General features: G+C 37.5%; 27 protein-coding genes. 9 read left to right on the top strand and 18 right to left on the bottom strand.

The window, feature by feature from the left end:
• Positions 1-37: 37 nt before the first annotated feature.
• From ssb to KGF86_RS00510, 5 genes are all read right to left on the bottom strand, one after another.
• Complete coding sequence (gene ssb, locus KGF86_RS00530; protein ID WP_186871212.1) at positions 38-526, bottom strand: single-stranded DNA-binding protein; 489 nt, start codon at positions 524-526, stop codon at positions 38-40.
• Positions 527-544: 18 nt separating this feature from the next.
• Positions 545-832 carry a 30S ribosomal protein S6 gene (gene rpsF, locus KGF86_RS00525; protein WP_211740805.1) on the bottom strand — a complete coding sequence of 96 codons (288 nt, stop codon included), beginning with the start codon at positions 830-832 and terminating at the stop codon, positions 545-547.
• Positions 833-1027: 195 nt separating this feature from the next.
• Positions 1028-2128 carry a redox-regulated ATPase YchF gene (gene ychF, locus KGF86_RS00520; RefSeq protein WP_186871214.1) on the bottom strand — a complete coding sequence of 367 codons (1101 nt, stop codon included), beginning with the start codon at positions 2126-2128 and terminating at the stop codon, positions 1028-1030.
• 211 nt (positions 2129-2339) lie between these two features.
• Positions 2340-2537: a DUF951 domain-containing protein gene (locus tag KGF86_RS00515; RefSeq protein ID WP_211740804.1), complete on the bottom strand. Its 198-nt coding sequence runs from the start codon at positions 2535-2537 to the stop codon at positions 2340-2342.
• A gap of 40 nt (positions 2538-2577) precedes the next feature.
• Positions 2578-3594 (bottom strand): YkvI family membrane protein, encoded by a 1017-nt coding sequence (locus tag KGF86_RS00510; protein WP_211740803.1) that lies wholly within the window; start codon positions 3592-3594, stop codon positions 2578-2580.
• Between the two features lie 149 nt (positions 3595-3743).
• Between KGF86_RS00510 and yyaC the strand changes: the two genes are divergently transcribed.
• Complete coding sequence (yyaC, locus tag KGF86_RS00505; RefSeq protein WP_211740802.1) at positions 3744-4361, top strand: spore protease YyaC; 618 nt, start codon at positions 3744-3746, stop codon at positions 4359-4361.
• Between the two features lie 92 nt (positions 4362-4453).
• Here yyaC and KGF86_RS00500 read toward each other — a convergent pair whose 3' ends face one another.
• The 7 genes from KGF86_RS00500 to mnmE form a co-directional block, all read right to left on the bottom strand.
• Positions 4454-5158, bottom strand: a complete 705-nt coding sequence (locus KGF86_RS00500) for a DUF554 domain-containing protein (protein WP_211740801.1) — start codon at positions 5156-5158, stop codon at positions 4454-4456.
• Positions 5159-5327: 169 nt separating this feature from the next.
• On the bottom strand, positions 5328-6164 hold the full coding sequence (locus KGF86_RS00495) for a ParB/RepB/Spo0J family partition protein (RefSeq protein WP_211740800.1): 837 nt from the start codon (positions 6162-6164) through the stop codon (positions 5328-5330).
• Positions 6145-6918, bottom strand: a complete 774-nt coding sequence (locus KGF86_RS00490; protein ID WP_186871220.1) for a ParA family protein — start codon at positions 6916-6918, stop codon at positions 6145-6147. The genes KGF86_RS00495 and KGF86_RS00490 overlap by 20 nt, the downstream gene beginning before the upstream one ends.
• Positions 6919-7146: 228 nt before the next feature.
• A complete protein-coding gene (gene noc / locus KGF86_RS00485) occupies positions 7147-8004 on the bottom strand; it encodes a nucleoid occlusion protein (RefSeq protein ID WP_211741189.1) in 858 nt (285 codons plus the stop codon).
• Positions 8005-8270: 266 nt separating this feature from the next.
• Complete coding sequence (rsmG, locus tag KGF86_RS00480; RefSeq protein ID WP_211740799.1) at positions 8271-8987, bottom strand: 16S rRNA (guanine(527)-N(7))-methyltransferase RsmG; 717 nt, start codon at positions 8985-8987, stop codon at positions 8271-8273.
• A 137-nt stretch (positions 8988-9124) separates the two neighbouring features.
• Positions 9125-11011 (bottom strand): tRNA uridine-5-carboxymethylaminomethyl(34) synthesis enzyme MnmG, encoded by a 1887-nt coding sequence (gene mnmG / locus KGF86_RS00475; RefSeq protein ID WP_211740798.1) that lies wholly within the window; start codon positions 11009-11011, stop codon positions 9125-9127.
• A 67-nt stretch (positions 11012-11078) separates the two neighbouring features.
• Positions 11079-12458: a tRNA uridine-5-carboxymethylaminomethyl(34) synthesis GTPase MnmE gene (mnmE, locus tag KGF86_RS00470; protein WP_281413734.1), complete on the bottom strand. Its 1380-nt coding sequence runs from the start codon at positions 12456-12458 to the stop codon at positions 11079-11081.
• Between the two features lie 643 nt (positions 12459-13101).
• On the opposite strand from mnmE, the gene KGF86_RS00465 reads away from it, so the two are divergent.
• Positions 13102-13401 (top strand): YfzA family protein, encoded by a 300-nt coding sequence (locus KGF86_RS00465; RefSeq protein WP_186871056.1) that lies wholly within the window; start codon positions 13102-13104, stop codon positions 13399-13401.
• Positions 13402-13453: 52 nt separating this feature from the next.
• Here KGF86_RS00465 and KGF86_RS00460 read toward each other — a convergent pair whose 3' ends face one another.
• The 6 genes from KGF86_RS00460 to rpmH form a co-directional block, all read right to left on the bottom strand.
• Positions 13454-13684 (bottom strand): YozQ family protein, encoded by a 231-nt coding sequence (locus KGF86_RS00460; protein WP_186871057.1) that lies wholly within the window; start codon positions 13682-13684, stop codon positions 13454-13456.
• Between the two features lie 18 nt (positions 13685-13702).
• Positions 13703-13954, bottom strand: coding sequence for a hypothetical protein (locus tag KGF86_RS00455; RefSeq protein ID WP_211740797.1), 252 nt, complete (start codon positions 13952-13954; stop codon positions 13703-13705).
• Positions 13955-14653: 699 nt separating this feature from the next.
• Entirely contained in the window at positions 14654-15268 is a 615-nt protein-coding gene (gene jag / locus KGF86_RS00450; protein WP_186871060.1) for an RNA-binding cell elongation regulator Jag/EloR, read from the bottom strand.
• Positions 15265-16029, bottom strand: coding sequence for a YidC family membrane integrase SpoIIIJ (gene spoIIIJ / locus KGF86_RS00445; RefSeq protein WP_211740796.1), 765 nt, complete (start codon positions 16027-16029; stop codon positions 15265-15267). The genes jag and spoIIIJ overlap by 4 nt, the downstream gene beginning before the upstream one ends.
• Before the next feature lie 111 nt (positions 16030-16140).
• A complete protein-coding gene (gene rnpA / locus KGF86_RS00440) occupies positions 16141-16485 on the bottom strand; it encodes a ribonuclease P protein component (RefSeq protein WP_186871062.1) in 345 nt (114 codons plus the stop codon).
• A 177-nt stretch (positions 16486-16662) separates the two neighbouring features.
• Complete coding sequence (gene rpmH / locus KGF86_RS00435; protein ID WP_010094630.1) at positions 16663-16797, bottom strand: 50S ribosomal protein L34; 135 nt, start codon at positions 16795-16797, stop codon at positions 16663-16665.
• Positions 16798-17584: 787 nt separating this feature from the next.
• On the opposite strand from rpmH, the gene dnaA reads away from it, so the two are divergent.
• The 7 genes from dnaA to gyrA all read left to right on the top strand — a co-directional run bounded on the left by dnaA (position 17585) and on the right by gyrA (position 26948).
• Positions 17585-18925, top strand: a complete 1341-nt coding sequence (gene dnaA, locus KGF86_RS00430) for a chromosomal replication initiator protein DnaA (protein WP_186871063.1) — start codon at positions 17585-17587, stop codon at positions 18923-18925.
• A gap of 189 nt (positions 18926-19114) precedes the next feature.
• Positions 19115-20251 (top strand): DNA polymerase III subunit beta, encoded by a 1137-nt coding sequence (dnaN, locus tag KGF86_RS00425; RefSeq protein ID WP_186871064.1) that lies wholly within the window; start codon positions 19115-19117, stop codon positions 20249-20251.
• Between the two features lie 479 nt (positions 20252-20730).
• Complete coding sequence (yaaA, locus tag KGF86_RS00420; RefSeq protein ID WP_186871065.1) at positions 20731-20952, top strand: S4 domain-containing protein YaaA; 222 nt, start codon at positions 20731-20733, stop codon at positions 20950-20952.
• Positions 20953-20972: 20 nt separating this feature from the next.
• Positions 20973-22085, top strand: coding sequence for a DNA replication/repair protein RecF (gene recF, locus KGF86_RS00415; protein ID WP_211740795.1), 1113 nt, complete (start codon positions 20973-20975; stop codon positions 22083-22085).
• A 33-nt stretch (positions 22086-22118) separates the two neighbouring features.
• Positions 22119-22397 (top strand): extracellular matrix regulator RemB, encoded by a 279-nt coding sequence (gene remB / locus KGF86_RS00410; protein WP_186871067.1) that lies wholly within the window; start codon positions 22119-22121, stop codon positions 22395-22397.
• Between the two features lie 23 nt (positions 22398-22420).
• Complete coding sequence (gene gyrB / locus KGF86_RS00405; protein ID WP_211740794.1) at positions 22421-24340, top strand: DNA topoisomerase (ATP-hydrolyzing) subunit B; 1920 nt, start codon at positions 22421-22423, stop codon at positions 24338-24340.
• 106 nt (positions 24341-24446) lie between these two features.
• Positions 24447-26948 carry a DNA gyrase subunit A gene (gene gyrA / locus KGF86_RS00400; RefSeq protein ID WP_186871069.1) on the top strand — a complete coding sequence of 834 codons (2502 nt, stop codon included), beginning with the start codon at positions 24447-24449 and terminating at the stop codon, positions 26946-26948.
• Positions 26949-26950 lie beyond the last annotated feature (2 nt).

Genomic DNA, 26950 nt, shown 5'->3' with positions numbered 1-26950 from the left:
GTAACCATAATTTGCTACTTACACATGTGAACAGGGGTCAGAATGGTAAATCATCATCAGAAATATCAATTGGCTCTCCATTATCTTTAAATGGATCATCCTCAAATTGATTTTGATTCTGATTTTGGTTTCTATTTTGGTTCTGATTTTGTTGGAATCCTGGTGAATAAGAGTCTTGTCCTCCACGTCCTTGCCCTTGGGAAGAACCTTTGGATTCTAAGAACTGTACACTATCAGCCACAACCTCTGTGATATATACCATTTTTCCATCCTGACCTTCAAAAGAACGCGTTTGGATTCTTCCATCCACACCAATTAAGCTACCCTTTTTCATATAGTTAGCTAATGTTTCTGCAGGTCTTCTCCAAATAACACAGTTAATGAAATCGGCTTCTCTATTTCCTTGTTGGTTAGAAAAAGGACGATTTACAGCTACTGTAAAATTGGCAACCGCAACTCCATTTGGTGTATAACGTAAATCAGGATCCTTCGTTAACCTGCCGACAAGTACGACACGATTTAACATCAGAACCACTCCTTATTATTATTCATCTATACGAACTGCAATGTGACGAATAATGTCTTCAGAAAACTTAGCTAAACGATCAAATTCATTAACTGATTTTTCATCGCCAGAGAAGTTAATTAAAACATAGTATCCATCACGGTAATCGTTGATTTCATATGCAAGGCGTTTTTTGCCTTTTTCTTCAACTTTTTCAATCTCCGCGCCATTATCAGTTAAGATACCATTGAAACGCTCAATTAAAGCTTTTTGCGCTTCCTCTTCCATGTCTGGGCGGATGATGTACATGATTTCATATTTTCTCATCCGTTACACCTCCTTTTGGTCTTAGCGGCCCTTATTTCTTGAAAGTAAACTTTCGCAATAAGAGCAAGGAGTAATCTTAAAATTCATTACTCACAATAGTGTATTATACCAAACCTCATATGAAATAACAAGTCTTCGATAGAATCCTTTTTACGTTATATTTCCTATCTGACCTAGTCCATGTTAAAAAACTTTTTACACATTAAATCGGAAGTGGATAACATCGCCATCCTTTACGATGTATTCTTTTCCTTCTAGGCGTACTTTTCCTTTTTCACGTGCAACAGTCATAGATCCTGCTTCAACTAAATCATCGTAGGATACCGTTTCTGCTCGGATAAATCCACGCTCAAAGTCCGAATGAATAATCCCTGCAGCTTGTGGTGCTTTCATTCCTTTACGGAACGTCCAAGCACGCACTTCTTGCTCTCCAGCTGTAAAGTATGTCGCAAGTCCTAATAAGCTGTAAGAGGCTTTAATTAGCTTATCTAGCCCTGATTCTGTAATACCTAATTCATCTAGGAACATTTCTTTCTCTTCTTGATCTAGTTCCGAAATTTCCTCTTCAATTCGAGCACAAATAACAATTACTTCTGCCCCTTCATTGCTAGCATATTCCTTCACTTTTTGTACGTTAGGATTCGATTCTGGATCTGCCACTTCATCTTCCCCAACATTGGCTACATAGAGCATTGGCTTACTAGTTAGTAAATGAAGCCCTTTTACGATTTTTAGCTGCTCTTCTGTAAACTCAATTGCGCGAGCTGGCTTTTCTTCTTCCAGACCTGTTTTTAACTTAGATAGCACTTCAAATTCTACTAGTGCATCCTTATCCTTTTGTTTTGCTAGCTTTTCGACACGTTGATACCGTTTATTCACTGTCTCTAAGTCTGCTAGAATAAGCTCCAAATTAATGATTTCGATATCATCAATCGGATCCACTTTCCCCGATACATGGGTAATATTCTCGTCCACGAAGCAACGAACAACCTGGCATATTGCATCTACTTGGCGGATGTGTGAAAGGAATTGGTTTCCTAGTCCCTCCCCCTTACTTGCACCTTTAACGATTCCGGCAATATCGGTAAATTCAAATGTTGTTGGGACAGTTTTCTTCGGATTTACTAATTCCGTTAATTTATTTAAGCGCTCATCAGGTACTTCCACCATGCCTACATTAGGATCGATGGTCGCAAACGGATAGTTTGCAGCTTCTGCTCCTGCTTGGGTAATTGCATTAAATAATGTAGACTTTCCTACGTTTGGAAGTCCGACGATTCCTGCTGTTAAAGCCATTTCATTCCACTCCTTAAGGATTCCATTCATATAGAACGCGTTCAATAGTTCAATTATAGATTTACGTATGAAAAAAGACAAGCCAGTAAAACGCAAAAATAGGCTTCGTGCTGAAGCCTATTTTTGCGTTTTTACCCTATTATTAATGCTTTTCTCTATCTATCTATGAAATAATTTACCATTTTCTTGGAATTTCGTCTATAAAAAAGCTTTAATTTGCAGCCCTTTCCAATACTTTTTTTAGCTTCTTGGCAAACTCTTTTCGTGGAATCATAACACTATGTTCACAACCCATACACTTAATTCGAATATCCATACCCATTCGAATTATTTTCCAACGATTCTCCCCGCATGGGTGGGGTTTTTTCATTTGTACAACATCATGTAATTGAAAATCCTTATCCACCATTTGTACTGCCCCTTATATTAAATATTATTTGAAATATCGATTATTTGTCTCTTTTTACCCATAACGGATACAGCAATAACCTAGTTAAGACATATAAGTTAAGCAATCCGTACAGTGGGTATAAAATGCTGATTAACGTAGAAAATCCTAGTGTTGTTAATGGTATCATTGTAGCTAATATTACTAAAACAAGCAACCAAAATGGCAATTTAAAATAGCCTGTGAGCCTAGTCGTTAACCCTAACACACCCGATGCTGCTGTCGTAAATATGGCAAACCATAATAGGATAGTCATAAATATTACCATATAAAATGGATAATTACTTAATATCGCAAAAAGTGGAATTTCATATAACAGAATTTGTTCGGAGATTTGAATGAGACTATTGTTATAGACATAAGTAACGACCCCAAGAATTACGCCACTTCCAAGGCTTGCTATCCATATCTCCTTCTTGGAGGTCATCTTATTCCCTACCGCCCCAAGCACCGCAATCAATGGTAAGACATTTAAAGCCGTAAACGGAAATGCTGCTGTCCAGTTAAATTGCTCATGCCAATGAGAGAACAAATGTAATCTCTGATCAAAGGTGAATGTAAATAGTACATATAGTAGTCCAATAATTAATATTGGTAATATGACTTGATTAAAAGATAGCAATCCACTTATATCCCTAAAGAAAAGTAAAACAAGCATGACCACAATAAATACGATCCCAACCCAATAAGGAAGATTAAATGCCTGTCCAGCTGCACCACTTCCAGACATCATCACAACCGTTGTTGTATAGAGATACAGAAATATCATCACGTCATAAATAGGTGATATCTTATCCCCCACTATCACTTGTAATACCGGTCGATACTCTGTAGACTGCTTATGATAGCTAATCGACATGATAACATAACACGAAACGGAGAAAAAGATAACAAACAACATAATAGCTAGTCCACTTCCATGGCCAAAAAACTCCCATAGCTCCCTTCCTGATGCATACCCTGCTCCAATGGTTGTCCCTATAATAAGAAACATCCATTTAAATCCTGATTTCCACATTGCTTCTCCCCCAATTACATTCCTATGAATTAACTACATGTTCTAACATATAACCGTCCCGTAACACACAGAATTTTATACGATTACACATGTATAAAATAAAAATCTAATCCGTATACTAATAACAATATGTATGCGGAGGAGAACCTATGAATCTAAAGAGTCGTTTATCACAAAAAAACGAAGCAATAAGGATGTTACATACTGACCCAACCCTAATGGACGCCATACCTGAGCGAATCGTATCCTGGTTTCCTAAAATACCAAAGGAATATATTGTTGTTTGTGTCGGTACCGATCGTTCTACAGGTGATGCGCTAGGCCCTTTAACCGGTACCTATTTGATGGATAAAAAGCTGAAGCATATGACTGTATATGGAACATTGCATGACCCAGTCCACGCGACAAATTTAGAGGATTATATAACCTTAATTCATAATCAGCATAAGCACCCATTTATTATTGCTGTGGATGCTTGTTTAGGAAAGACAAGTTCTGTCGGACAAATCATTGCCTGTGAAGGCGCATTAAAGCCAGGAGCAGCATTAAACAAACCTCTTCCGCCGATTGGTGATGTGCATATTACTGGAGTAGTTAATATTAGTGGTTTTATGGAATACTCTGTGTTACAGAACACAAGACTATCCATTGTCGTCGAGATGGCTAAAAAAATCGCAAACGTCATAGATACCATAGATCAACAACTAACCTCCAGCTATGTTACACCAGCAGTATTAATGCAACAACAAAAAAAGAAACCAATTTAATTATTCGATAAAAAAAATCCTACCACGCCACTTGTGATAGGATTTTTTATCCTTGACCATATATTTTCTACTTACACGTAATCTAGAACATATTAAAACAATTGATAGATATAATAGATTACCCCTACTGTTATAATAGAAGGTAATAGATTCCCTACTCTAATTTGAACAACCTTTAACATATTTAATCCTATTGCGACAATTAGCAAACCACCAACTGCTGTTAACTCCACAATTAGTCCGTTTAAAAAGTAGTCTGGAACCCATCGTTCAATCTGGGTAGCCAATAATGCAATAGCCCCCTGATATACCACGACTGGAACGACGGATAGTACAACACCTATACCGAGTGTACTCGTTAATACAAGGGCTACAAAGCCATCGAGGATGCCTTTGGTTATTAACACTTCATGATCGCCTCGAATCCCACTATCCAAGGCACCTATAATCGCCATCGCACCAACTATAAAGATTAAGGAAGCCGTCACAAATCCTTGAGACACAGAAGTCTTATCTGACTTGGTTCTAAATTTACTTCCTATCCAATTTCCAAACTGATTCAGTTTATCCTCTACCCTTAGAAGCTCACCAATAATAGCACCAGACAGCAAGCTCAATAGCACGACAATAATAACCTCAGTTGAAAATGCCATTTGCATTCCAATTAATATGACCGCTAAGCCAATCCCATGCATCACGGTTTCCTTAAAGCGCTCTGGAATTTTGGTAAATACTAACCCTAATAAACTACCAACAACAATTAATGCTCCATTTACTAATGTACCAAATAACGCCATTCTATGTACCCTCTCTCCTGCTAGAACTCTTCTAAACTAATCCTTTCTAAAATTGTTTCACGTGAAACAATTTTATGTGACCTTTATCATACTATGTCATTTATTCGTTTGTCTAATATAGAAAAAGGACTGGAGATGCATGACCTCCTAGTCCTTTGAAAGGTATATCCTACCCTTCTAACACTTCGATGATTCTATCTAGATCATCATCCGTATAAAATTCAATTTCAATCTTTCCTTTACGTTTTCCACGTTGGATACTCACTGCCGTTCCAAGCCTATCACGAAGGACAGATTCTCTTTCTTGAATAAAGATATCTTTTTTCGGTTTTACTTTTTTCTTAACTGGCTTTTCATTTAAAGCAATGATCAGTTTTTCAACTTGTCTAACGTTTAGTTTTTCACTACGGATTTTATTAACGATTGGGATTAGCCTTTCTTTATCCTTTAACCCAAGTAATGCACGCCCATGGCCCATTGATAATTCACCATTATTTATATATGCAATTACTTGATCAGGCAACCCTAGTAGTCTTACCATATTCGCAATATGGGAGCGACTTTTACCGAGTCGTTTTGCTAGCTCTTCTTGTGTAATGTTTAACTCTTTCATTAAATTAGCATACGCTTGTCCTTCCTCGATTGGCGATAAATCTTCACGCTGAAGGTTTTCGAGTAATGCTAATTCCATCATCTTTTCATCGGTTAATTCTTTAACAACTGCAGGGATTTCGGTTAATCCAGCTTCTTTAGCAGCTCGGAAACGTCTCTCCCCTACAACGATTTCGTAGCCTTTAATGCTTTTTCGAACAATTAAAGGTTGAATAATGCCATATTCTAAGATTGATTCCTTTAATTCTTCAATAGAATCCGAATGAAAAGTCTTTCTTGGCTGATAAGGATTTGGTCTACAGTCCTTTATCGGCAATTGCTGAACAACATCATCCGATTTTTCCTCTATTTCTGGGAAAAATGCATCTAATCCTTTACCCAACCCTCGTGCCATTAGCCACCACTTCCTTCGCTAATTCAAGATAAACTTCTGCACCTTTCGATTTTGGATCGTACGTAATAATCGGTTGGCCATGACTTGGTGCCTCGCCTAACCGTACATTTCTTGGAATGATAGAATTATAGACTTTGTCTTGGAAGTATTTTTTCACTTCTTCAATTACTTGAATACCTAAATTAGTTCTCGCATCAAGCATAGTAAGAAGTACTCCTTCTATCATTAGCTCTTTATTTAAATGCTTTTGCACTAAACGAATTGTATTTAACAATTGGCTTAATCCTTCTAATGCGTAATATTCGCATTGAACTGGAATTAGTACGGAATCCGATGACGTTAACGCGTTCAATGTTAATAGCCCAAGTGATGGAGGACAATCGATAATAATATAATCGTATTCATCCTTTACCTCTTCTAACGCTTTTTTTAATCTTATTTCACGCGAAATCGTTGGTACTAATTCTATTTCTGCTCCTGCAAGCTGAATTGTCGCAGGAATTATATCGAGATTTTCAACATTAGTTGGTACACAAACTTCACGGGCTGGTAGGTCTTCTACTAGCACGTTATATACACATTTATCCATATCGGCTTTATTAACTCCAACCCCACTGGTTGCATTACCTTGTGGATCTATGTCTACTAACAACACTTTGTTTCCTAAGTGAGCTAAGCAGGCACTTAGATTAACTGATGAAGTTGTTTTTCCAACGCCACCCTTTTGGTTAGCGACAGACATAATCTTCCCCATTTTTCCACCTACCTAAAACAATATACTTTTTATTTTATCACTTTTTTGGAGTTAAAAACTATTAATTTTATTTTTTTTGTGGAAATGAGTGAATTAAGCCTATTATACTAGTGTTTTACTAGATGAATAGACTAGTTTCTTCCAGTAAAAGGAATGACATCTGCTCATTTCCTCCTAATCCTCCCAGCAAACCATAAAAATCCCCATCTTAGTAGATGGGGGAAGGGATTATTTCTTTTTTGGTATTTTAATTGTAATTTGATAATAATCATCTAAGTCTTGCTCGTCAGATTCTATGTCGATTCCGGTATCAGACACCATATTTAATGATTGTCTAATCGTGTTCATGGCGATTCGGATATCTTTGTTGACACCCTTTAATTTTGGTTTTCTTTTCTTTGGTTTTTCTTTTGCGTTATTAATCGTATCAATTCGTTCTTCTGTTTGCTTTACATTTAAGTCATGTTCGATAATATCTTGTAATAATTTCAACTGAAGTGTTTCGTCTTTTAATTTTATCAGTGCTCTTGCGTGTCGCTCTGTAATAAGTTTTTGTAATAACGCTTCTTGTATTGGCTCTGGTAGCTTAAGCAGGCGAAGCTTGTTCGCAATGGTTGATTGGTTTTTCCCTAGTCGCTGTGCTAATGCCTCTTGTGTCAGCTCTTGAAGCTCTAATAGCTTCGCATAGGCCATTGCTTCCTCAATTACAGTTAGTTCCTCACGTTGTAAGTTTTCAATCAGTGCTACCGACGCAGTTTGCGTATCATTCATATCGCGAATAATAGCAGACACACTGTCCCAGCCTAGTAATTGAACGGCTCTCCAACGACGTTCTCCGGCAATAATCTCATAGCTATCCGTATCTATTTTTCGAACAACAATAGGTTGGATGATTCCGTGCGTATTAATTGTCTTTGCTAGTTCTTCTATCTTCTCTTCATTGAATACGGATCTTGGTTGATACCTATTTGGTTGAATCTGTTTAACTGGAAGCTGTATGACTTCATCTGGATGATAGTTCTCTTCCTCAACTACTTCATTTTCCTTTTCACCAATACCAAATATGCGGTTAAATGGACTTACCATCATCAGACACCACCTTTATCTTTATAAGATAGATTAATAGTTCTGTACCTATAATCTATAAATCTCTCCTCTATATGAAATGTTTCACGTGAAACATTGTAGCCTGAAACTATGTATATTCTCGCCTATGTCCTACACGAAATCTATTCTAGTTTACCATAGAATTAACGCTAAGCCTATTTTATCACAATCTATTAAGCTTGGACATGAATGATATACTCCTTCGACAAAAAAACAGGAAAAGTGATATTTTCCTGTTTTATAACCTATTCGATTGGTTCTTTATTAGGTGTCCCCGGTTTACGTGGATATTTCTTTGGTGTTTGTCTTTTCTTTGAAATAATCACAATGGATCGCTCACTATTCTCTTCTGGTAATGTAAAGGTGTGGGTTGATTCTATCTCTCCCCCTAAAACCTCGATGGCAGTTTTTCCACTTTGAAGCTCCTCATTAGCTTGTGCACCTTTCATCGCGATTAACACGCCATCTTTCTTCGCTAATGGAATACATAATTCACTTAAAACGGACATTCTCGCAACCGCCCTTGCCATTACCGTATCAAATGACTCCCGGAACTTGCTATTCTTGCCAAAGGTTTCTGCACGATCATGGTAGAATGCTACATCGGTTAACTCCAATTGAGCAGCTAGATGATTAAGGAAGCCGATCCTCTTTTGTAAGGAGTCTACAATCGTTACCTTCAAATGTGGGAAACAAATTTTCAATGGAATACTTGGAAATCCAGCACCTGCACCGACATCACAAATCTGTTGCGCTGTAGTGAAGTCATGATAAAAGGCAGCTGATATGGAATCATAAAAATGCTTCAAATAGACATCTTCTTCTGCCGTCAATGCGGTTAAATTAATTTTTTCATTCCACTCTACTAACGTTTCAAAATAAATTCGAAACTGCTCTAACTGCCGATCGGTTAAAACAATCCCCTGCTTCTCCAGTTCAGCTGCGAATTGCGTTGGATTCATTTTTACTAACTCCTTTATTCATCATTATGTATACATAAGGTCAGACCCTTTAGATAAACGCACTCTTATGCGAGTTTATCTAAATACAGCAAGGAAGGTATCCTTCTCTCGCAAAAGGTCTGACCCTTGAAATAAATTTAATTGGCTACTTTAGCTATTTTCCCTTGCTCAATGTAAACCAGTAAAATAGAAATATCTGCAGGGTTTACACCAGAAATGCGAGATGCTTGGCCAACGGATAGTGGACGAACCATTTTCAGTTTTTGTCTTGCTTCTGTTGCAAGACCACTAATTGCATCGTAATCAAGATCATCTGGAATTTTCTTATCTTCCATTTTCTTCATACGTTCCACTTGTTCATTCGCCTTCTTAATATACCCTTCATACTTAATTTGTATTTCTACTTGCTCTTTTACATCAGCAGGAAGTGAGTCATCGGATTCTATCACAGAATCGATTAAATCGTAGTTTAACTCTGGTCGCTTCATTAAATCATATGCCTTCATTGGCTCTTTTAATGGTGTAGCATTTGCTCCTTCTAGCATTGCTTGCACTTCAGGAGTTGGTTTAATGGTAATTTTGCTTAAACGTTTCTTTTCTGCTTCTACTTGTTGTTTCTTCAATTCGAATTGCTTATAGCGCTCTTCCGAAATTAAGCCTAATTCATAGCCAATATCGGTTAAACGTAAGTCCGCATTATCATGACGTAATAATAGACGATATTCTGCACGAGATGTTAATAGACGGTAAGGCTCTCTCGTACCTTTTGTCACTAAATCATCAATTAACACACCGATATACGCTTGGGAGCGATCTAATATAACAGGGTCTTTGCCTAGAACTTTGGCTGCAGCATTAATACCAGCCATAATACCTTGTGCAGCAGCTTCTTCATAACCAGAAGTACCGTTAATTTGCCCAGCTGTATAAAGACCAGGAATTTTCTTAAGCTCTAATGTCGGCCATAGCTGAGTTGGTACAACAGCATCATACTCAATCGCATAACCAGGACGCATCATTTCTGCTTTTTCTAAACCTGGAATAGAACGAAGAATATCATGCTGTACGGATTCAGGTAACGACGTAGATAGTCCTTGCACATATACCTCTTCTGTATCTCTACCCTCTGGCTCAAGGAAAATTTGGTGACGTGGTTTATCATTGAAACGCACGATTTTGTCCTCAATGGATGGACAATAACGAGGTCCAGTACCACGCTTAGCACCGGAGTACATAGCAGAAAGTCCTAGATTTTCATTAATAATTTTATGGGTAAATTCATTCGTATACGTTAACCAGCAAGGAATTTGATCCGTAATAAACTTCGTCGTTTCATAAGAGAAACCTTGAGGCTTCTCATCCCCTGGTTGAATTTCTGTCTTAGAATAATCAATCGTATGGCTATTTACTCGTGGTGGTGTACCTGTTTTGAATCGAGTTAATTCGATTCCTAGTTTTTCAAGATTCTCTGAAAGCTTAATAGATGGACGTTGGTTATTTGGTCCACTTTCATACTCTAAATCTCCCATTAATACTTTTCCACGCATAAATGTACCAGTTGTAATAATGACTGTTTCAGCACGGTAAGCAGCACCGGTTTCGGTCAGAACCCCTTTACATATGCCGTCCTCGATAATGAGAGAGTCAACCATTCCTTGACGAACGGTAAGATTCTCTTGATTTTCAAGGGTTTGCTTCATTTCTTTAATATAAATAGGTTTATCTGCTTGTGCGCGTAATGCTTGAACTGCAGGGCCTTTACCTGTGTTTAGCATACGCATTTGAATATAGCTTTTATCAATTGTTTTAGCCATTTCCCCACCTAAGGCATCGATTTCACGTACCACGATACCTTTCGCTGGACCACCGACTGATGGATTACATGGCATAAAAGCAATCATATCAAGGTTTAACGTCAGCATTAGTGTTTTTACACCCATTCTCGCAGCAGCAAGACCAGCTTCAACACCTGCATGACCTGCACCGACAACAATCGTATCATATCGCCCTGCATCATATACCATAACTGTTCATCCTTTCGTTATTTTAGCATTCATAATCATTCAGTAAGATTAGTGCTTCTTCCAAGCTCTATTTTCCTAAACAAAACTGCGAGAAGAGTTGATCGATAAGACTATCACTTGCTGTATCTCCAATAATTTCACCTAAAAACTCCCATGTTCTTGTCACATCAATTTGAACAATATCAAGTGGCATTCCCATTTCCAGAGAATTCATCGCATCCTCTAACGCTTGTTTCGCCTGTCTTAATAGCTGAATATGTCTTGCATTAGAGACATAGGTTAAGTCGCCTGAATCAATATCTCCCGCAAAGAAAGACGTTGCAATAGCTGATTCTAATTGCTCAATTCCCTCTTCCTTCAATAAGGAAGTCGTAACAATTTTCTTATCACCAACTAATGCATGCACTTCATCCATATTTAGCTTTTGCTCTAAGTCTGTTTTATTCACAATCACAATATATTCGAGCCCTTTAACCGCCTCAAATAATCGTAAATCTTCCTCGGTCAATTCTTCATTATTATTTAAAACAAATAGAATTAAATCCGCTTCTTTTAAGGCCTGGCGAGAACGCTCCACACCAATTCGCTCTACAATATCTTCTGTCTCCCGAATTCCAGCGGTATCGACTAAGCGCAAAGGAATACCTCGTACATTTACATATTCCTCGATAATATCTCGTGTCGTACCTGGAATATCGGTAACAATCGCTTTGTTTTCTTGTACTAATGCATTGAGTAAGGAGGATTTACCTACGTTTGGACGACCAATAATCGCAGTAGCAATTCCTTCCCGAAGGATTTTTCCTTGTTTAGCTACACTTAATAGCTCTTCTATCTCTCCATGCACTTCTTTCGTTTTTTGTCGCATCATCTCATGAGACATTTCTTCTACATCATCATATTCTGGATAATCGATATTAACCTCTACATGTGCGACGGTTTCCAATAAAGATTGGCGGTATTTCTTAATTAAAGCAGATAAACGGCCATCCATTTGCTTTAATGCTACATTCATTGCTTTATCTGTCTTGGCACGAATCAAGTCCATTACCGCTTCAGCCTGTGATAAATCAATACGTCCATTCAAAAAGGCACGTTTTGTAAACTCACCAGGATCTGCTAAACGCGCACCCTGCGATAATACAATTTCAAGCACACGATTAACGGAAACTAATCCACCATGACAATTAATTTCTACTACATCTTCACGGGTAAAGGTTTTTGGTCCACGCATTACGGTTACCATTACCTCTTCCGCAACTTCATTCGTTTCTGGATCGATTATTTTACCATAATGAATCGTATGCGAATCTACCTTCGTAATATCTTTCCCTTGATAAATCTTATCCGTTATTTCTAATGCATCTGGTCCACTTAAACGAACAATCGAAATTGCTCCCTCACCTATCGGGGTTGAAATCGCCGTAATCGTATCTGTCTCCAACATTCTTTTCACCTCCACTAACATTTTCTATCTATATAAACGCTATTTTTTATCCACAATTGTATAGCAACGGATTTTTACCGTCACTAACTTAATAGAATAACACAACTTCAGACAAAAATAAACTTATCCACAATAATATTTTTTCATTTTATCCTCTCACCACTTACTAACATGTGGATAATTTGAGTAGAGATAAAAAAATTAGTTATACACAACATTGTTTTGTAGTAAAAATAGCTTGTGTATAAAATTTATGCACAAGCTGGAGAGAATTTACTGAGGCTGGGACATAGCTATTTCTAACATAGGATAAACCGAACATGAAAGTTAGCGCATCAAAGCCGCCCCGGAAATATACTACGCTTTCCGTGGCGGCTGGTGAGCCTCCTCAGAGCTAAAGCTCTTCCCGGGTCTCACCGATGCCTTTCCTCCCACAGGAGTCTCCGTATATTTCCGGGGCTAATGTAGTGATTGTTCGTATTTTATTACCTTTGTTTTAGTTATGTCCCAGCCTCTGATAATCCTTTTAACGCTACTACATACAGCAGCATTCAATCGTTCCTAACCAATAGGAGACGAATTTTGAAACTTTTTATCTTATTCTGTCGTATTGCTACTATGAGAATAAAGGGGGAGAACGCAATTGGTTACGAAGCAAAATTCTCGGCCGTTTTGGAGGGAGAGTTGGGTGTCCTCCATTGGTGTATTTATCTTATCCCAACTAATTTTTATCACGTTGGAAGCAACTGGATGGATGCCTAATTATCGTGATATGGATGGGAAACTTTTGGGAAACATCATGGAAGCTGCTTTTTTCAAAGAATGGTTCACCTATTATGAAACACCACATCTCAATTTACTTACCTTATTCTTCGGTATCGCATTTCTCATACCTGGAATAATAGGCGCTATAAGGTACGTGATCCGTAAGCAAAAAGACTAAGTTCCTATATTAGGGTACTTAGCCTTTTTTCATATAATATGCATTATCTCTACTAGAAATTATCCTTGTCTAGTTCCTCCCCGTGATAACTCTTTAACTCCCCTTGCTCATCTAGCTGATCAATGCTGCCATCAATGGTACCTTCTGTATATGCATCGGTTGCTTGCTCATGTGTAATAGCCATACCCTTTTCCGCTTGATTATTACTCTGATATCCCGATACATCAAAATACTTTTCTGCCACATCATTAGATTTATTTAACTCTTTCTTATCTTTACCCATCAAATCTTCCTTCCTATGTTAATGTATTTGCTTCACGATTACTTCTAGATCCCTTTGCAGATTTTTCATATCATCATCATTTAACAAAATGGGAACTTGATCATTTACGGTAATATAACAAGAATCGTTCTGTCTATCTAAATAAGAAACCATTTTAACTAACTGTTCCAAAGACAAGGTTGATGCAGTGGAAATATTCTTGACTTGGGTTAAATAGAAGCTATTATGTTCAATTTCTCCATGAAATACGATTCCATTAAATTGTTCCACTTGTCCTTCTCCTTTTACATCCAGACATTATTCATTAGTATGGAACACTTTCCTTAAAACATACATGAGGATATTTGCTTACTTACTGCTCTCAAACGTTAATCTTAACCTCTGCTTTTATTCACTACTTGGGATCCTCTAATGTTTTACTTCTTCCTTCACTACAGCTTCATTTAATTAAAATACCCTATCGATCACTTCATTCCCCTTATCTACGATTGGTGCAGAATCACCACCTCTTTTCCCCGGAAAAAGGTACTAATATACTTCCTCTGTTACTTTTTCTTCTCGGCTCAACCTGATATGGGCACTGATGCTCTTTCTCTGTTACCTTTTTCGGCTTGCTCAACTGAAAATGGGCTCTGATACTCCTCCTCTGTTACCTTTTTCTCCTCGCCCAACTAAAAATGGGCACTGACACTCTTCCTCTGTTACCTTTCTCACCTCGCTCAACCGAAAAAAGGCACTAACAGCTTCTCTCTATTACCTTTGGAAGCTCACTCAACCTAATAAGGGTATCGACAGACATCCTCCGTTCGCCCTCTCTACTCTCACCCAACCGAAATAGGGCACCAACTGCCCACCTCCATCCCATTCGCATAAAAATACCACAGTTAGAAACACTGTGGTAGAGCGGAGATTTTTATACTTTCTTATCTTTCAAAAAAAACCCCTGGTTCCCCAGAGGTCTTTTACTTACTATGGTTTAATAACGACATGTCGATGTGGTTCTACTCCATCGGAATATGTCGATATATCTTGTTTATTTTGTAATACACTATGAATGATTTTTCTTTCATAGGCTGGCATTGGTTCAAGTGCAACCTTTTTATTAAAGCGCTTTGCCTTGTCTGCCATACGTAACGCTAAAGTTTCAAGAGTTTCCTTACGGCGCCCGCGGTAGCCTTCCGCATCTAATGTAACCGTATAGTACTGATTGCCTTCTTTATTGATGACTAAATGTGTTAAATATTGTAATGCATTCAAGGTTTGTCCACGTTTTCCGATTAAGAGAGCAATTTTCTCTCCACTTAAATCAAAATTAACATGGTTCCCATCAACAGTAGTGGTAATATCCACTTCTACATTCATATTTTTCACAACATTAAGGATGAATTTTTCAGCTTCTTGTATTGGATTCTTAGCAAGCCTCACCTTTACAATGGCACGCTTAGCACCGAATACACCTAGAATTCCTCTTTTCCCCTCATCAATAATATCCACTTCTACTTGGTCCCTAGATGTGTTTAACTGCTCTAATGCTGATTGGACCGCTTCGTCAACTGTTTGTCCAGTAGCAGTTACTTCTCTCACTTTTTGTCTCCCCCAGAATTCGTATCCTTCATCATTGGCTTACGAATGAAAATGGTTTGTGCAATCATGAATAAGTTACCGATTACCCAGTAAAGTGCTAGTGCAGCTGGGAAGAAGAATGCAAATACCGTAATCATGATCGGCATCATATAAAGCATAACCGTCATTTGTGGGTTTGCTGCTGCAGGGCTTCCTGCCATCATTAGTTTTTGCTGTAAGAATGTTGTTAAACCAGCAATAATCGGTAATACATAATCCACTTGATCCAATGGGAACCAAAGGAATGTATGCCCACCAATTGCCTCAGTACGCATAATCGCATGATAAATACCAAGTAAGATTGGCATTTGAATAAAGATTGGTAAACAACCTGCTAGTGGGTTAACACCATGCTTTTGAAATAGTGCCATCGTTTCCTGCTGTAATTTCTGCTGTGTATTCGCATCTTTTGAGCTATATTTCGCTTGTAATTCCTTTAAAGCCGGTTGAATATCTTGCATTGCTTTAGAACTTTTTAATTGCTTAATATTTAGTGGAAGTAATAAGGTACGAATAATTACTGTCACTAAAATAATTCCTAATCCATAGTTCTCGTTAAATAAATCAGCAAAATACATAATTAACCATGATAACGGATAAACAAAATAACTATTCCATATTCCTTCACTTTCCTCTGTAATTGGCTGATCTATTTCTGTACAACCAGATAATACTACTAGCAATCCAATTAGTATTGCTATAAAAAATATCTTCTTACGCAACTTCTGCTCCTCCTAACTAGTCCAACAAAAAAATCGCTTACATCTATCATAAACTTTTATAACACATATTTTACAATAAACGAGCATTAGATTCTATCTTAATCTAACACATTACCTACGCTTTAATAGTCTTTCTTTCGACAATAAGTGCGTTAAGCTTTTCTTTATCTCAAAAAAATCCATCGCCTTAGTTGGCTGCCTCGCAATGATAATCATATCATAGGAAGCTTCAATATCATTTTCTAGCTCATGAAATGCTTGACGTAAATAACGTTTAATCCGGTTCCGTACTACCGCATTCCCAATCTTTTTTCCTACAGATAAGCCAATTCGAAAATGTTCCTGATCCTTTTTCTTCATATAATAGATAACCAACTGTCGATTCGCAAAAGATTTTCCCTTTTTAAAAATAGCTTGAAAATCTTTATTGTCCTTCACCCGATATTCTTTCTTCATCACTCATCACCTAACACTAAAAAAGCCAAGTTCCCCTGTTCTTTATGTAAAAAAAGCAGGTGGGTCTATATCCATTGTGAACCACTGCTTTAAAGTTTATTCTATCCAATTTAGAATTCCGTTTTACACCGTTCATTCTCTCTCTAGCGTAAAAAAGACCACTGACGCTTCAGTGGCCTATGCAGATAATACTTTTCTTCCTTTACGACGACGACGAGCTAAAACTTTACGACCGTTTTTAGTGCTCATACGTGCGCGAAAGCCATGTACCTTTTTACGCTTACGGTTATTTGGTTGAAACGTTCTTTTCATTTATGTTGCACCTCCCCGAGGGATCTTATTTCTCCAAAACAAAATCTAATCCAATAGACATCCATGCAATTATACTGAAAAAATCCACCAACGTCAACTTGCATTTTCAGAAAAACTTACATTTATTCCTCTTTTAACAATCCCGATTTCATTTCTTTCACAAACAAGTACGATACTTATTCCCCCTTTTACAACAAAAAAACACTTATCCACACACCTTGTTCATGAATTTTTACGCCCAATTTTCTAACCACAACATTTGTCGACAAGATAATCACAAAATATAGTGGTGTGAATAAAAAATGTCTACAACCACTAGATATTGTGGATAAGTGTCGAAAAACCATTGCAGAGCTTGCTTTTTTTTGATATTATAGTTGTGTTTTAACATGTTAATAAGTATTTCTCTAGTAAAACTTATACACAATTTGTGGATATCCTGTGGACAATTATTCACAATCTGTTTTTAACCTTATCCACAAATTTATATAATCTGCGAATAACTCTTTTCCGTACTTGTACTGTATAATGTAAATTATCCACAACCACATGTAACTATTTTTTGTAGTTATAGTTAGAAAACGTCACATTTTAATAGCAAATGGGATTGTTTTTCTATTGCAAGCTGGAAATAGTTTAACCTTGTTCTATCTGCGAAAAAAATAATAGATTATGTACCTTTCCATCTTATGAAGCATCTTTTTAAAATATGCGGAAAAGATTGAGAGAGGTTTTTTATTCTTAATTTAGGCTAATCTATTATCGTTATTTGAAAGGGGGGAACGAATTGGAAAATATCCATGATTTATGGAATGCTACTCTTGAAAAGATAGAGGAAAAAATCAGTAAACCTAGCTTTGATACATGGTTAAAGGAGACGAAAGCAGAGAATTTAGAAGGAAATACGCTAACGATATCTGCTCCAACCGAATTTGCTAGAGATTGGTTAGAAGAACAATACTCCCAGCTAATTCAAAAGGTTTTACTAGAAGTAACAGGGTCAAAGCTTAATATAAAAATTATTATTCTAGATACTGTCATAGAAGAAGAAATAAAGCAGAAACCAAAGCCAAAAGCAAATGTTCATGATACCCATGACGGAAAAACGATGTTAAATCCTAAATATACATTTGATACATTTGTAATTGGATCGGGAAACCGTTTTGCGCATGCAGCATCCTTAGCTGTTGCCGAAGCACCTGCTAAAGCTTACAACCCATTATTTATTTATGGTGGCGTTGGTTTGGGGAAAACCCACTTAATGCATGCGATTGGCCACTATGTACTAGAACATAATAAAGATGCCAAGGTGGTATATATTTCGTCTGAAAAGTTCACGAATGAATTTATCGACGCCATTATGGAAAACAAAACGACTAACTTCCGTAATAAATACCGTAATGTTGATGTATTGCTAATCGACGACATCCAATTTATTGCTGGAAAAGAGTCAACCCAGGAAGAATTTTTCCATACCTTTAATGCGCTTCATGAAGCAAATAAACAAATTATTATTTCTAGTGACCGGCCACCAAAGGAAATACCAACACTGGAAGATCGCCTTCGTTCTCGATTTGAATGGGGACTTATAACGGATATCACCCCTCCTGACTTGGAAACCAGGATCGCCATTTTAACGAAAAAGGCTAAGGCTGAAGGTCTTGATATCCCAAATGAAGTCATGCTCTATATTGCTAATCAAATTGATACGAATATTCGTGAGCTTGAAGGGGCATTAATTCGCGTTGTGGCATATTCATCACTTGTTAATCAAGATATTGATGCGGCATTAGCAGCAGATGCATTAAAAGATATAATTCCTAACAATAAACCACGAGTGATTACAATTGCTACGATTATGGAAGTGGTTGGTGAGAAATATAATGTCAAAAAAGAGGACTTTTTGGCTAAGAAACGTACAAAGTCCATTGCCTTTCCACGACAAATTGCGATGTATTTATCTAGAGAACTAACAGATTATTCCTTACCTAAAATCGGGGAAGAATTTGGCGGTCGTGATCATACAACTGTCATCCATGCCCATGAAAAAATAGCAGGCATGTTAGATAAGGATTCTCTTTTTGCAAAAGAGATCGAAGAAATTAAACAACAATTACACGCTCTTTAAGATGTTATCCCCTGTTTATAGCGTGGATAACACATACACAGTTACAAACAGTTTATTCACATGTGGATAACTATATTCTATCTAGGTTCAAACGGGTTATCCACATAATCACAGCCCTTATTACTATTATTACTATCTTTTTATAATAAAAATAAATATATATAGAACCATCCATTGGAGGATTTTTTCATGAAATTTACGATTCAACGTGATCAATTAATCGATAGTGTTCAAGATGTAATGAAAGCCATATCTTCAAGAACAGCGATTCCAATTTTAACTGGAATGAAAATTGAGGCGAAATCTCATGGTATTACGTTAACTGGTAGTGACTCCGATATTTCGATTGAATCTTATATTCCAGCTGAAGAAGAAGGAATGGTTAATGTAGAAAATATTGAAGAAGGAAGTATTGTATTACATGCGAAATACTTCCCTGATATTGTACGGAAATTACCTGAACAACATGTAGAAATTGAAGCGGATGAGAATCTTAGCGTCACAATTCGTTCTGGTAAAGCAGAATTCCATCTAAATGGTCAAGATGCAGAAGAGTACCCTCAATTACCAAAATTACAAACAGATGATAGCTTTGAACTACCTACTGATTTATTAAAAAGCTTAATTAAACAAACTGTATTTGCAGTTTCATCCATGGAAACTAGACCAATTCTAACTGGTGTCAATTTATCACTTGTCGATAATAAATTATCCTTTACCGCAACAGATAGTCACCGATTAGCATCTAGAGAAGTTCCTGTTAATTCAACAAAGGTTCAATTCGAAAGCATCGTCGTACCAGGAAAAAGTTTAAATGAATTAAATAAAATTCTAGATGACTCGGAAGAAATGGTAGAAATTAGTGTAACAAATAACCAAATCTTATTTAGAACGAAACACTTAAACTTCCTATCGAGAATCCTTGACGGTAACTATCCAGAGACATCTCGATTAATTCCTGAACAAAGTAAAACCGTTCTACAAGTTAAAACAAAAGACTTAATTTCTAGTATTGATCGTGCTTCTTTACTAGCACGTGAGGAACGGAATAACGTCGTAAAATTATCTACTTTAGATCAAAATATTGTAGAAATCACAAGTAATTCCCCTGAAGTTGGACATGTATCGGAAGAACTGACCGTACAATCCATCGAAGGAGAAGAACTGAAGATTTCGTTTAGCTCTAAATATATGCTAGATGCACTAAAAGTAATGGATGTTGATGAAGTGATGGTAGACTTCACTGGGGCAATGAGACCATTCATCATCCGCCCTATCAACGATCCAGCCATGATCCAATTAATCTTGCCAGTACGAACTTATTAACATGTGGATAATTATTTTTTCATAAAGTTTAGTTTTGGTAAATTTCCTATTGAAGCATTAGTATCCTAAACACTCTACCAATGTATAAGGACGGTTTAGAGGAAAAGTATTTCCATTGTAAGGATATAAAGTACTCTTTGGAAAATAATCATAATGAAACGGAACGGTCGGCATACACGAAGGCTCCGCGGGATTAATGAACCTCCATGACACCCCTTAAGAAGTAGCAAAAAGGGTTTATGGGCAACCCGTTAGAAAGAGTTGTGTATGCCGGCTGTGGTTCTGGCTAGAATAAAAAATGGCTTTTATCACCAAAATGAATGATAAAAGCCATTTTTTCATGCACATAAAAGCATTTATAAGCCTATATAACCGTTTTAATTATAATTTAAGGGGCATACCTTTCCTTAAAGCAAAAACTTTAGTAAAATGATAATAAGCGATGATTTCAAATAAACAATGAGAAACTGGTGATCAACTTGCATACAGAAATTGAAATTAATACGGAATATATCACCCTTGGCCAATTTGTAAAACTGACCAACATATTAGAATCTGGTGGTATGGTAAAAGCATTTTTACAAGATCAAGGTGCAATTGTCAATGGGGAAAGAGAACAACGTCGAGGAAGAAAGCTTTACCCGAATGATGTTGTAGAAATTGAGGGTGCTGGGTCTTTTATTGTGGTTAAGAAAGATTAGTTCCTAAATGAGGAATCTACATGCATATTGAAGAAATAATACTAAACAATTATAGAAATTACCAAAAATTAGAGCTTAGCTTTGCCAATAAAGTAAATGTCATCATAGGTGAAAATGCGCAAGGGAAAACCAACCTGATGGAATCCATCTACCTTCTCGCCTTTACGAAATCCCACCGAACACCAAAAGAAAAAGAATTAATCCGTTGGGATACAGAGTATGCTAAAATAGAAGGTAGAGTAAAAAAACGAAATCAGTCGATTCCACTCGAGATCGTCATCTCTGCCAAAGGCAAAAAAGCTAAGTTGAATCACTTAGAGCAAAGAAGATTAAGTGATTATATTGGTAACTTAAACGTCGTCATGTTCGCCCCTGAAGACTTGACACTCGTAAAAGGACCTCCACAAATTCGTAGAAGATTTATCGATATGGAACTGGGGCAAATCCAGCCACGATATATCTATCACCTTGGACAATTTCAAAAAGTACTCAAGCAGCGGAATCATTTGTTGAAGCAAATGCAGCGAGATCGAAGTATGGATCGGGTGATGCTTGGTATTCTAACCGAGCAACTAATAGAGCATGCCAGTACGATTTTAGAAAGACGCTTTGCCTTTATTGAGCTATTAAGAAAATGGGCAAAGCCAATTCATCATGGAATAAGTCATGAACTAGAAGAGTTAGAGATTGTTTATTCACCATCAATTGAAGTATTAGAAGGCGCATCTAAGGAGAAAATAGAAAGTAGTTATCAAGATAAATTTAATCAAATTATAGAAAAAGAGATTGAACGTGGAACAACGCTTTTAGGACCACATCGGGATGACATCCTTTTTTATGTGAACGGAAAAAATGTTCAAACCTATGGGTCACAAGGTCAGCAGCGGACAACCGCATTGTCTTTAAAGCTTGCTGAAATCGATCTTATATATAGCGAAGTAGGAGAATATCCAATCCTACTACTGGACGATGTCCTAAGTGAATTAGATGACTTTAGGCAATCGCATCTTCTAAATACCATTCAAGGTAAGGTTCAAACCTTTGTTTCGACAACTAGTGTTGATGGAATTCATCACGAAACCTTGGAGAAAGCAGATATTTTCAGGATCCATAATGGAACAGTCACTAGGTAAAGGACAATAGGTGACTTGTTGGGGGAATAGAAATTGTTTATTCATATTGGAAATGGCAATGTTATCCGGTCAAGCGATATTATTTCCATTGTTGACCATAATATTATTTCGTCATCAACAATCATGGACGAGATGATAACAGCTAACCAAAAACATATTATTGGACCTAAGGAAGGTGCAAAGTCAGTCGTTATCACGAATAATCAGTTGTATTTGAGTACATTGTCTGTTGCAACATTAAAAAAGCGGGCAAGTATTAAATCAACTATCAGTAAACTCGATGATTATTCAGAGGATCTAGAGCTTGAATAATTAGAATGTAGGTGGAAAAAGCAATGGAAGAAAACGTAAAAGCAGATCAGTCGTATAATGCCGACCAGATACAAGTATTAGAAGGTTTAGAAGCAGTACGAAAAAGACCAGGGATGTATATTGGTTCTACAAGTGTAAAGGGACTACATCACTTAGTTTGGGAAATCGTTGATAACAGTATTGATGAAGCATTAGCAGGCTATTGTGATCATATCCAAGTCATTATCGAAGAGGATAACAGTATTACAGTGAAAGATAATGGGCGTGGAATTCCAGTCGATATTCAAAAAAAGACAGGTAAACCAGCAGTTGAAGTCATCATGACTGTCCTCCATGCCGGTGGTAAATTCGGCGGTGGCGGCTATAAAGTGTCTGGTGGACTTCATGGTGTAGGTGCTTCCGTAGTAAATGCACTATCAACTAATTTAGAAGTATATGTCCATCGTGATGGGAAAATTCACTATATCGGATTTGAACGTGGTGTACCGACAAATGAACTTCAGATAGTTGGGGAGACCGATCACACTGGTACGACCACACACTTTAAACCAGACCCAGAAATCTTTACAGAAACGACTACGTATGATTTAGATACGCTCGTACAACGTGTACGTGAGCTTGCTTTCTTGAATAAAGGTATTCGTATCACCATTGAGGACAAACGTACGGGAGAAGAGCCACAGTCCTTCCATTATGAGGGTGGTATTAGTGAGTATGTGGAATATATCAACCGTAATAAAGAGGTACTACATGAGCCTTTCTATGCAGAAGGTGAAGATCAAGGGATAAGTGTTGAAGTATCGGTTCAATACAACGAAGGCTTTAATAGCAGCATTTACTCTTTTGCGAATAATATTCATACGTATGAAGGCGGTACACATGAGTCTGGATTTAAGACAGGCTTAACCCGTGTCATTAATGATTATGCTCGAAAAAATGGTCTTATGAAGGAAAGTGAGCCTAATTTAACTGGGGATGATGTACGAGAAGGAATTACAGCAATCGTTTCAGTTAAACATCCAGATCCACAGTTTGAAGGGCAAACGAAAACGAAGCTAGGAAATAGCGAGGTTCGTGCGATTACAGACTCGATCTTTAGTGAGTTATTTTCTACGTTTTTACTTGAAAATCCTTCCGTTGGTAAAACCATTGTAGAAAAAGGATTAATGGCTTCCCGTGCACGTGCTGCTGCGAAAAAAGCACGTGATCTAACGAGAAGAAAAAGTGCCCTTGAAATTTCGAATTTACCAGGTAAGCTTGCTGACTGTTCATCGAAGGATGCTTCCATTAGTGAACTATATATCGTAGAGGGTGACTCTGCGGGTGGATCTGCAAAACAAGGTAGAGATAGACATTTCCAAGCAATTTTACCGTTACGAGGTAAAATCTTAAACGTGGAAAAAGCGCGTTTAGACCGTATTTTATCTAATCTGGAAGTACGTTCTATGATTACAGCGATGGGAACCGGTATTGGCGATGACTTTGATATAACAAAAGCAAGATATCAAAAAATCGTCATTATGACCGATGCCGATGTTGATGGTGCACATATACGAACATTACTATTAACATTTTTCTACCGTTTTATGCGTCCATTAATTGAACATGGCTATATTTATATCGCCCAACCACCTCTTTATAAGGTCCAACAAGGTAAGGCTGTACATTATGCGTATAATGATGCTGAGATGGATAGGATTTTAAGAGAATTACCAGAGGTGCCAAAACCTGGTATCCAACGTTACAAAGGTCTTGGTGAGATGAATGCCGAACAACTTTGGGAAACAACGATGGATCCAAACAACCGTACCTTGCTACAGGTGGAGTTAAAAGACGCGATTGAAGCGGATCAGGTATTTGATATGTTGATGGGTGATAAAGTAGAACCTAGACGTCAATTCATTGAAGAGAATGCTCAATACGTGAAAAACTTGGATATTTAAGCTAGCTAAATAAAATGTAATAGAATTCGGAAACCGATTTATTCGGTTTCCATAAATGTCTAAAACGATATAGATGGTCTAGACATTATCAGGAGGTTTTTAATCGATGGCGGATCAGGAACGTCAAAGCGTAAAAGAAATAAATATAAGCCAAGAAGTGCGGACATCCTTTTTAGATTATGCGATGAGTGTAATTGTTGCACGTGCATTGCCTGATGTACGTGATGGAATGAAGCCTGTACACCGAAGAATATTATATGCGATGAATGATCTAGGAATGCATTCCGATAAAGCATATAAAAAATCTGCACGTATTGTTGGGGAAGTAATCGGTAAGTATCACCCGCATGGTGACTCTGCTGTTTACGAAGCGATGGTACGTATGGCACAGCCATTTAGTTATCGTTACCCATTAGTGGATGGACATGGTAACTTCGGTTCTGTCGATGGCGACTCAGCTGCTGCAATGCGTTATACAGAGGCGAGAATGTCAAAGATATCGATGGAGCTACTGCGTGATATTAATAAAGACACCATTGATTATCAAGATAACTATGATGGTTCCGAACGAGAGCCAGCAGTCTTCCCTTCCCGTTTTCCAAACCTATTAGTTAATGGAGCATCAGGGATTGCCGTTGGGATGGCTACTAATATTCCGCCACATAATCTAGGCGAAACGATTGATGCCGTTTTAGCCGTGAGTAAGGATCCAGAAATCACCATTGATGACATTATGGAAAATTACTTACCAGGACCGGACTTCCCTACTGCAGGGATTATTTTAGGCAGAAGTGGTATTCGTAGAGCCTATGAAACTGGTAAAGGCTCGGTTACTGTTCGCGCTAAAGTGGAAATAGAAGAACAAGCAAATGGTAAATCGACTATTCTCGTAACAGAGCTACCATACCAAGTAAATAAAGCGAAGCTAATTGAAAAAATTGCTGAGTTAGTTCGTGATAAGCGAATTGAAGGAATTACCGACCTACGTGATGAATCCGATCGTAATGGTATGCGTATTGTGATGGAGTTACGTCGTGATGTCAATGCGAATGTATTACTAAACAACCTTTACAAATATACGTCATTACAAACTACATTTGGGGTCAATACATTAGCACTTGTAAACGGTATTCCAAAGGTACTAAATATTAAAGAATGCCTCATTCATTATTTAGACCATCAAAAAGTAATCATTCGACGTCGTACGGAATTTGAATTACGAAAAGCAGAAGCAAGAGCTCATATTTTAGAAGGTCTACGTATTGCCTTAGATCATTTGGATGAAGTGATTGCTTTAATCCGTAATTCCAAAACGGCAGATGTAGCTCGTGAAGGCTTAATGACACGCTTTAGCTTAACTGAAAAACAAGCACAAGCAATCCTAGACATGCGATTACAACGCTTAACTGGTTTAGAGCGTGAAAAGATAGAAAATGAATACAATGAGTTACAAAAGCTTATTCAAGAATTAAGGGCTGTTCTAGCGGATGAAGAAAAAGTATTAGAAATCATCCGTGAAGAACTAACCGAAATCAAAGAGAAATACGGTGATGATCGCCGAACCGAAATTACCGTTGGTGGCTCTGATTTCTTTGAGGATGAAGATTTAATTCCTGAAGAAAATATCGTGATTACCCTAACCCATAAAGGCTATATTAAACGTCTACCTTCTTCCACCTACCGTGTTCAAAAGCGTGGTGGCCGTGGAATTCAGGGAATGGGTACAAATGAGGATGACTTTGTGGAGCATCTTGTATCAACATCCACCCACGATACGATTTTATTCTTTACGAATAAAGGGAAGGTATACAAGGTAAAAGGATACGAAATTCCGGAATATAGCCGAACTGCAAAAGGATTACCAATTATTAACCTCCTTCAAATTGAAAAAGAAGAATGGATTAATGCGGTCATCTCTGTTAGTGAATTTAGTGAGGACCTAAACTTCTTCTTCACGACGAAGCAAGGGATTTCAAAACGGACTAGCCTATCGCAATTTGCTAATATTCGTAAAGGCGGTCTAATCGCACTTGGTTTACGTGATGATGACGAGCTAATCTCCGTCCGTTTAACAGATGGAACAAAGGATATTATGATTGCTACGAAGGAAGGCTATTTAATTCGCTTCCCTGAAGATCAGGTAAGACTAATGGGTAGAACTGCTACAGGTGTTCGTGGTATCTCCTTACGTGACGATGATGAAGTAGTGTCGATGGAAATACTAGAAGAAGGCTTACAAATTCTGCATGTTACGAATAAGGGTATCGGAAAACGTACACCAGAAGACCAATACCGTATCACCAATCGTGGTGGTAAAGGGATCTTCACAGCGAAAATATCAGAAGAAACTGGTCATATTGTCTCTGTACAAGCGGTTACAGGTGATGAAGATATTATGTTAATTACAGCAGCTGGTGTGTTAATCCGTATTCCAGTAGAAGGAATATCACAAACAGGAAGAAACACACGCGGTGTTCGTCTAATCCGTTTACAAGAAGGCGAAGAAGTAGCGACGGTAGCGAAGATTGATAAGGATGAAGAAGATTTAGAGGCTCCTAATGAAGAAGAATCAAATGTTTCAGGAGAAACTAGTTCAGAGGATGAATAATA

Source organism: Ornithinibacillus massiliensis (genome assembly GCF_018310345.1).
Taxonomy (GTDB): domain Bacteria; phylum Bacillota; class Bacilli; order Bacillales; family Amphibacillaceae; genus Ornithinibacillus; species Ornithinibacillus massiliensis.
The sequence above is the reverse complement of the archived record's forward strand: the minus strand, read 5'-3'. Positions and strand labels throughout refer to the sequence as shown.

Bases quoted from the DNA above. Each gene is read 5' to 3' on its own strand.
- ssb (WP_186871212.1), bottom strand. From the start codon at position 526: ATGTTAAATCGTGTCGTACTTGTCGGCAGGTTAACGAAGGATCCTGAT.
- rpsF (WP_211740805.1), bottom strand. From the start codon at position 832: ATGAGAAAATATGAAATCATGTACATCATCCGCCCAGACATGGAAGAG.
- ychF (WP_186871214.1), bottom strand. From the start codon at position 2,128: ATGGCTTTAACAGCAGGAATCGTCGGACTTCCAAACGTAGGAAAGTCT.
- KGF86_RS00515 (WP_211740804.1), bottom strand. From the start codon at position 2,537: ATGGTGGATAAGGATTTTCAATTACATGATGTTGTACAAATGAAAAAA.
- KGF86_RS00510 (WP_211740803.1), bottom strand. From the start codon at position 3,594: ATGTGGAAATCAGGATTTAAATGGATGTTTCTTATTATAGGGACAACC.
- yyaC (WP_211740802.1), top strand. From the start codon at position 3,744: ATGAATCTAAAGAGTCGTTTATCACAAAAAAACGAAGCAATAAGGATG.
- KGF86_RS00500 (WP_211740801.1), bottom strand. From the start codon at position 5,158: ATGGCGTTATTTGGTACATTAGTAAATGGAGCATTAATTGTTGTTGGT.
- KGF86_RS00495 (WP_211740800.1), bottom strand. From the start codon at position 6,164: ATGGCACGAGGGTTGGGTAAAGGATTAGATGCATTTTTCCCAGAAATA.
- KGF86_RS00490 (WP_186871220.1), bottom strand. From the start codon at position 6,918: ATGGGGAAGATTATGTCTGTCGCTAACCAAAAGGGTGGCGTTGGAAAA.
- noc (WP_211741189.1), bottom strand. From the start codon at position 8,004: ATGGTAAGTCCATTTAACCGCATATTTGGTATTGGTGAAAAGGAAAAT.
- rsmG (WP_211740799.1), bottom strand. From the start codon at position 8,987: ATGAATCCAACGCAATTCGCAGCTGAACTGGAGAAGCAGGGGATTGTT.
- mnmG (WP_211740798.1), bottom strand. From the start codon at position 11,011: ATGGTATATGATGCAGGGCGATATGATACGATTGTTGTCGGTGCAGGT.
- mnmE (WP_281413734.1), bottom strand. From the start codon at position 12,458: ATGTTGGAGACAGATACGATTACGGCGATTTCAACCCCGATAGGTGAG.
- KGF86_RS00460 (WP_186871057.1), bottom strand. From the start codon at position 13,684: ATGGGTAAAGATAAGAAAGAGTTAAATAAATCTAATGATGTGGCAGAA.
- rnpA (WP_186871062.1), bottom strand. From the start codon at position 16,485: ATGAAGAAAGAATATCGGGTGAAGGACAATAAAGATTTTCAAGCTATT.
- rpmH (WP_010094630.1), bottom strand. From the start codon at position 16,797: ATGAAAAGAACGTTTCAACCAAATAACCGTAAGCGTAAAAAGGTACAT.
- dnaN (WP_186871064.1), top strand. From the start codon at position 19,115: ATGAAATTTACGATTCAACGTGATCAATTAATCGATAGTGTTCAAGAT.
- recF (WP_211740795.1), top strand. From the start codon at position 20,973: ATGCATATTGAAGAAATAATACTAAACAATTATAGAAATTACCAAAAA.
- gyrB (WP_211740794.1), top strand. From the start codon at position 22,421: ATGGAAGAAAACGTAAAAGCAGATCAGTCGTATAATGCCGACCAGATA.
- gyrA (WP_186871069.1), top strand. From the start codon at position 24,447: ATGGCGGATCAGGAACGTCAAAGCGTAAAAGAAATAAATATAAGCCAA.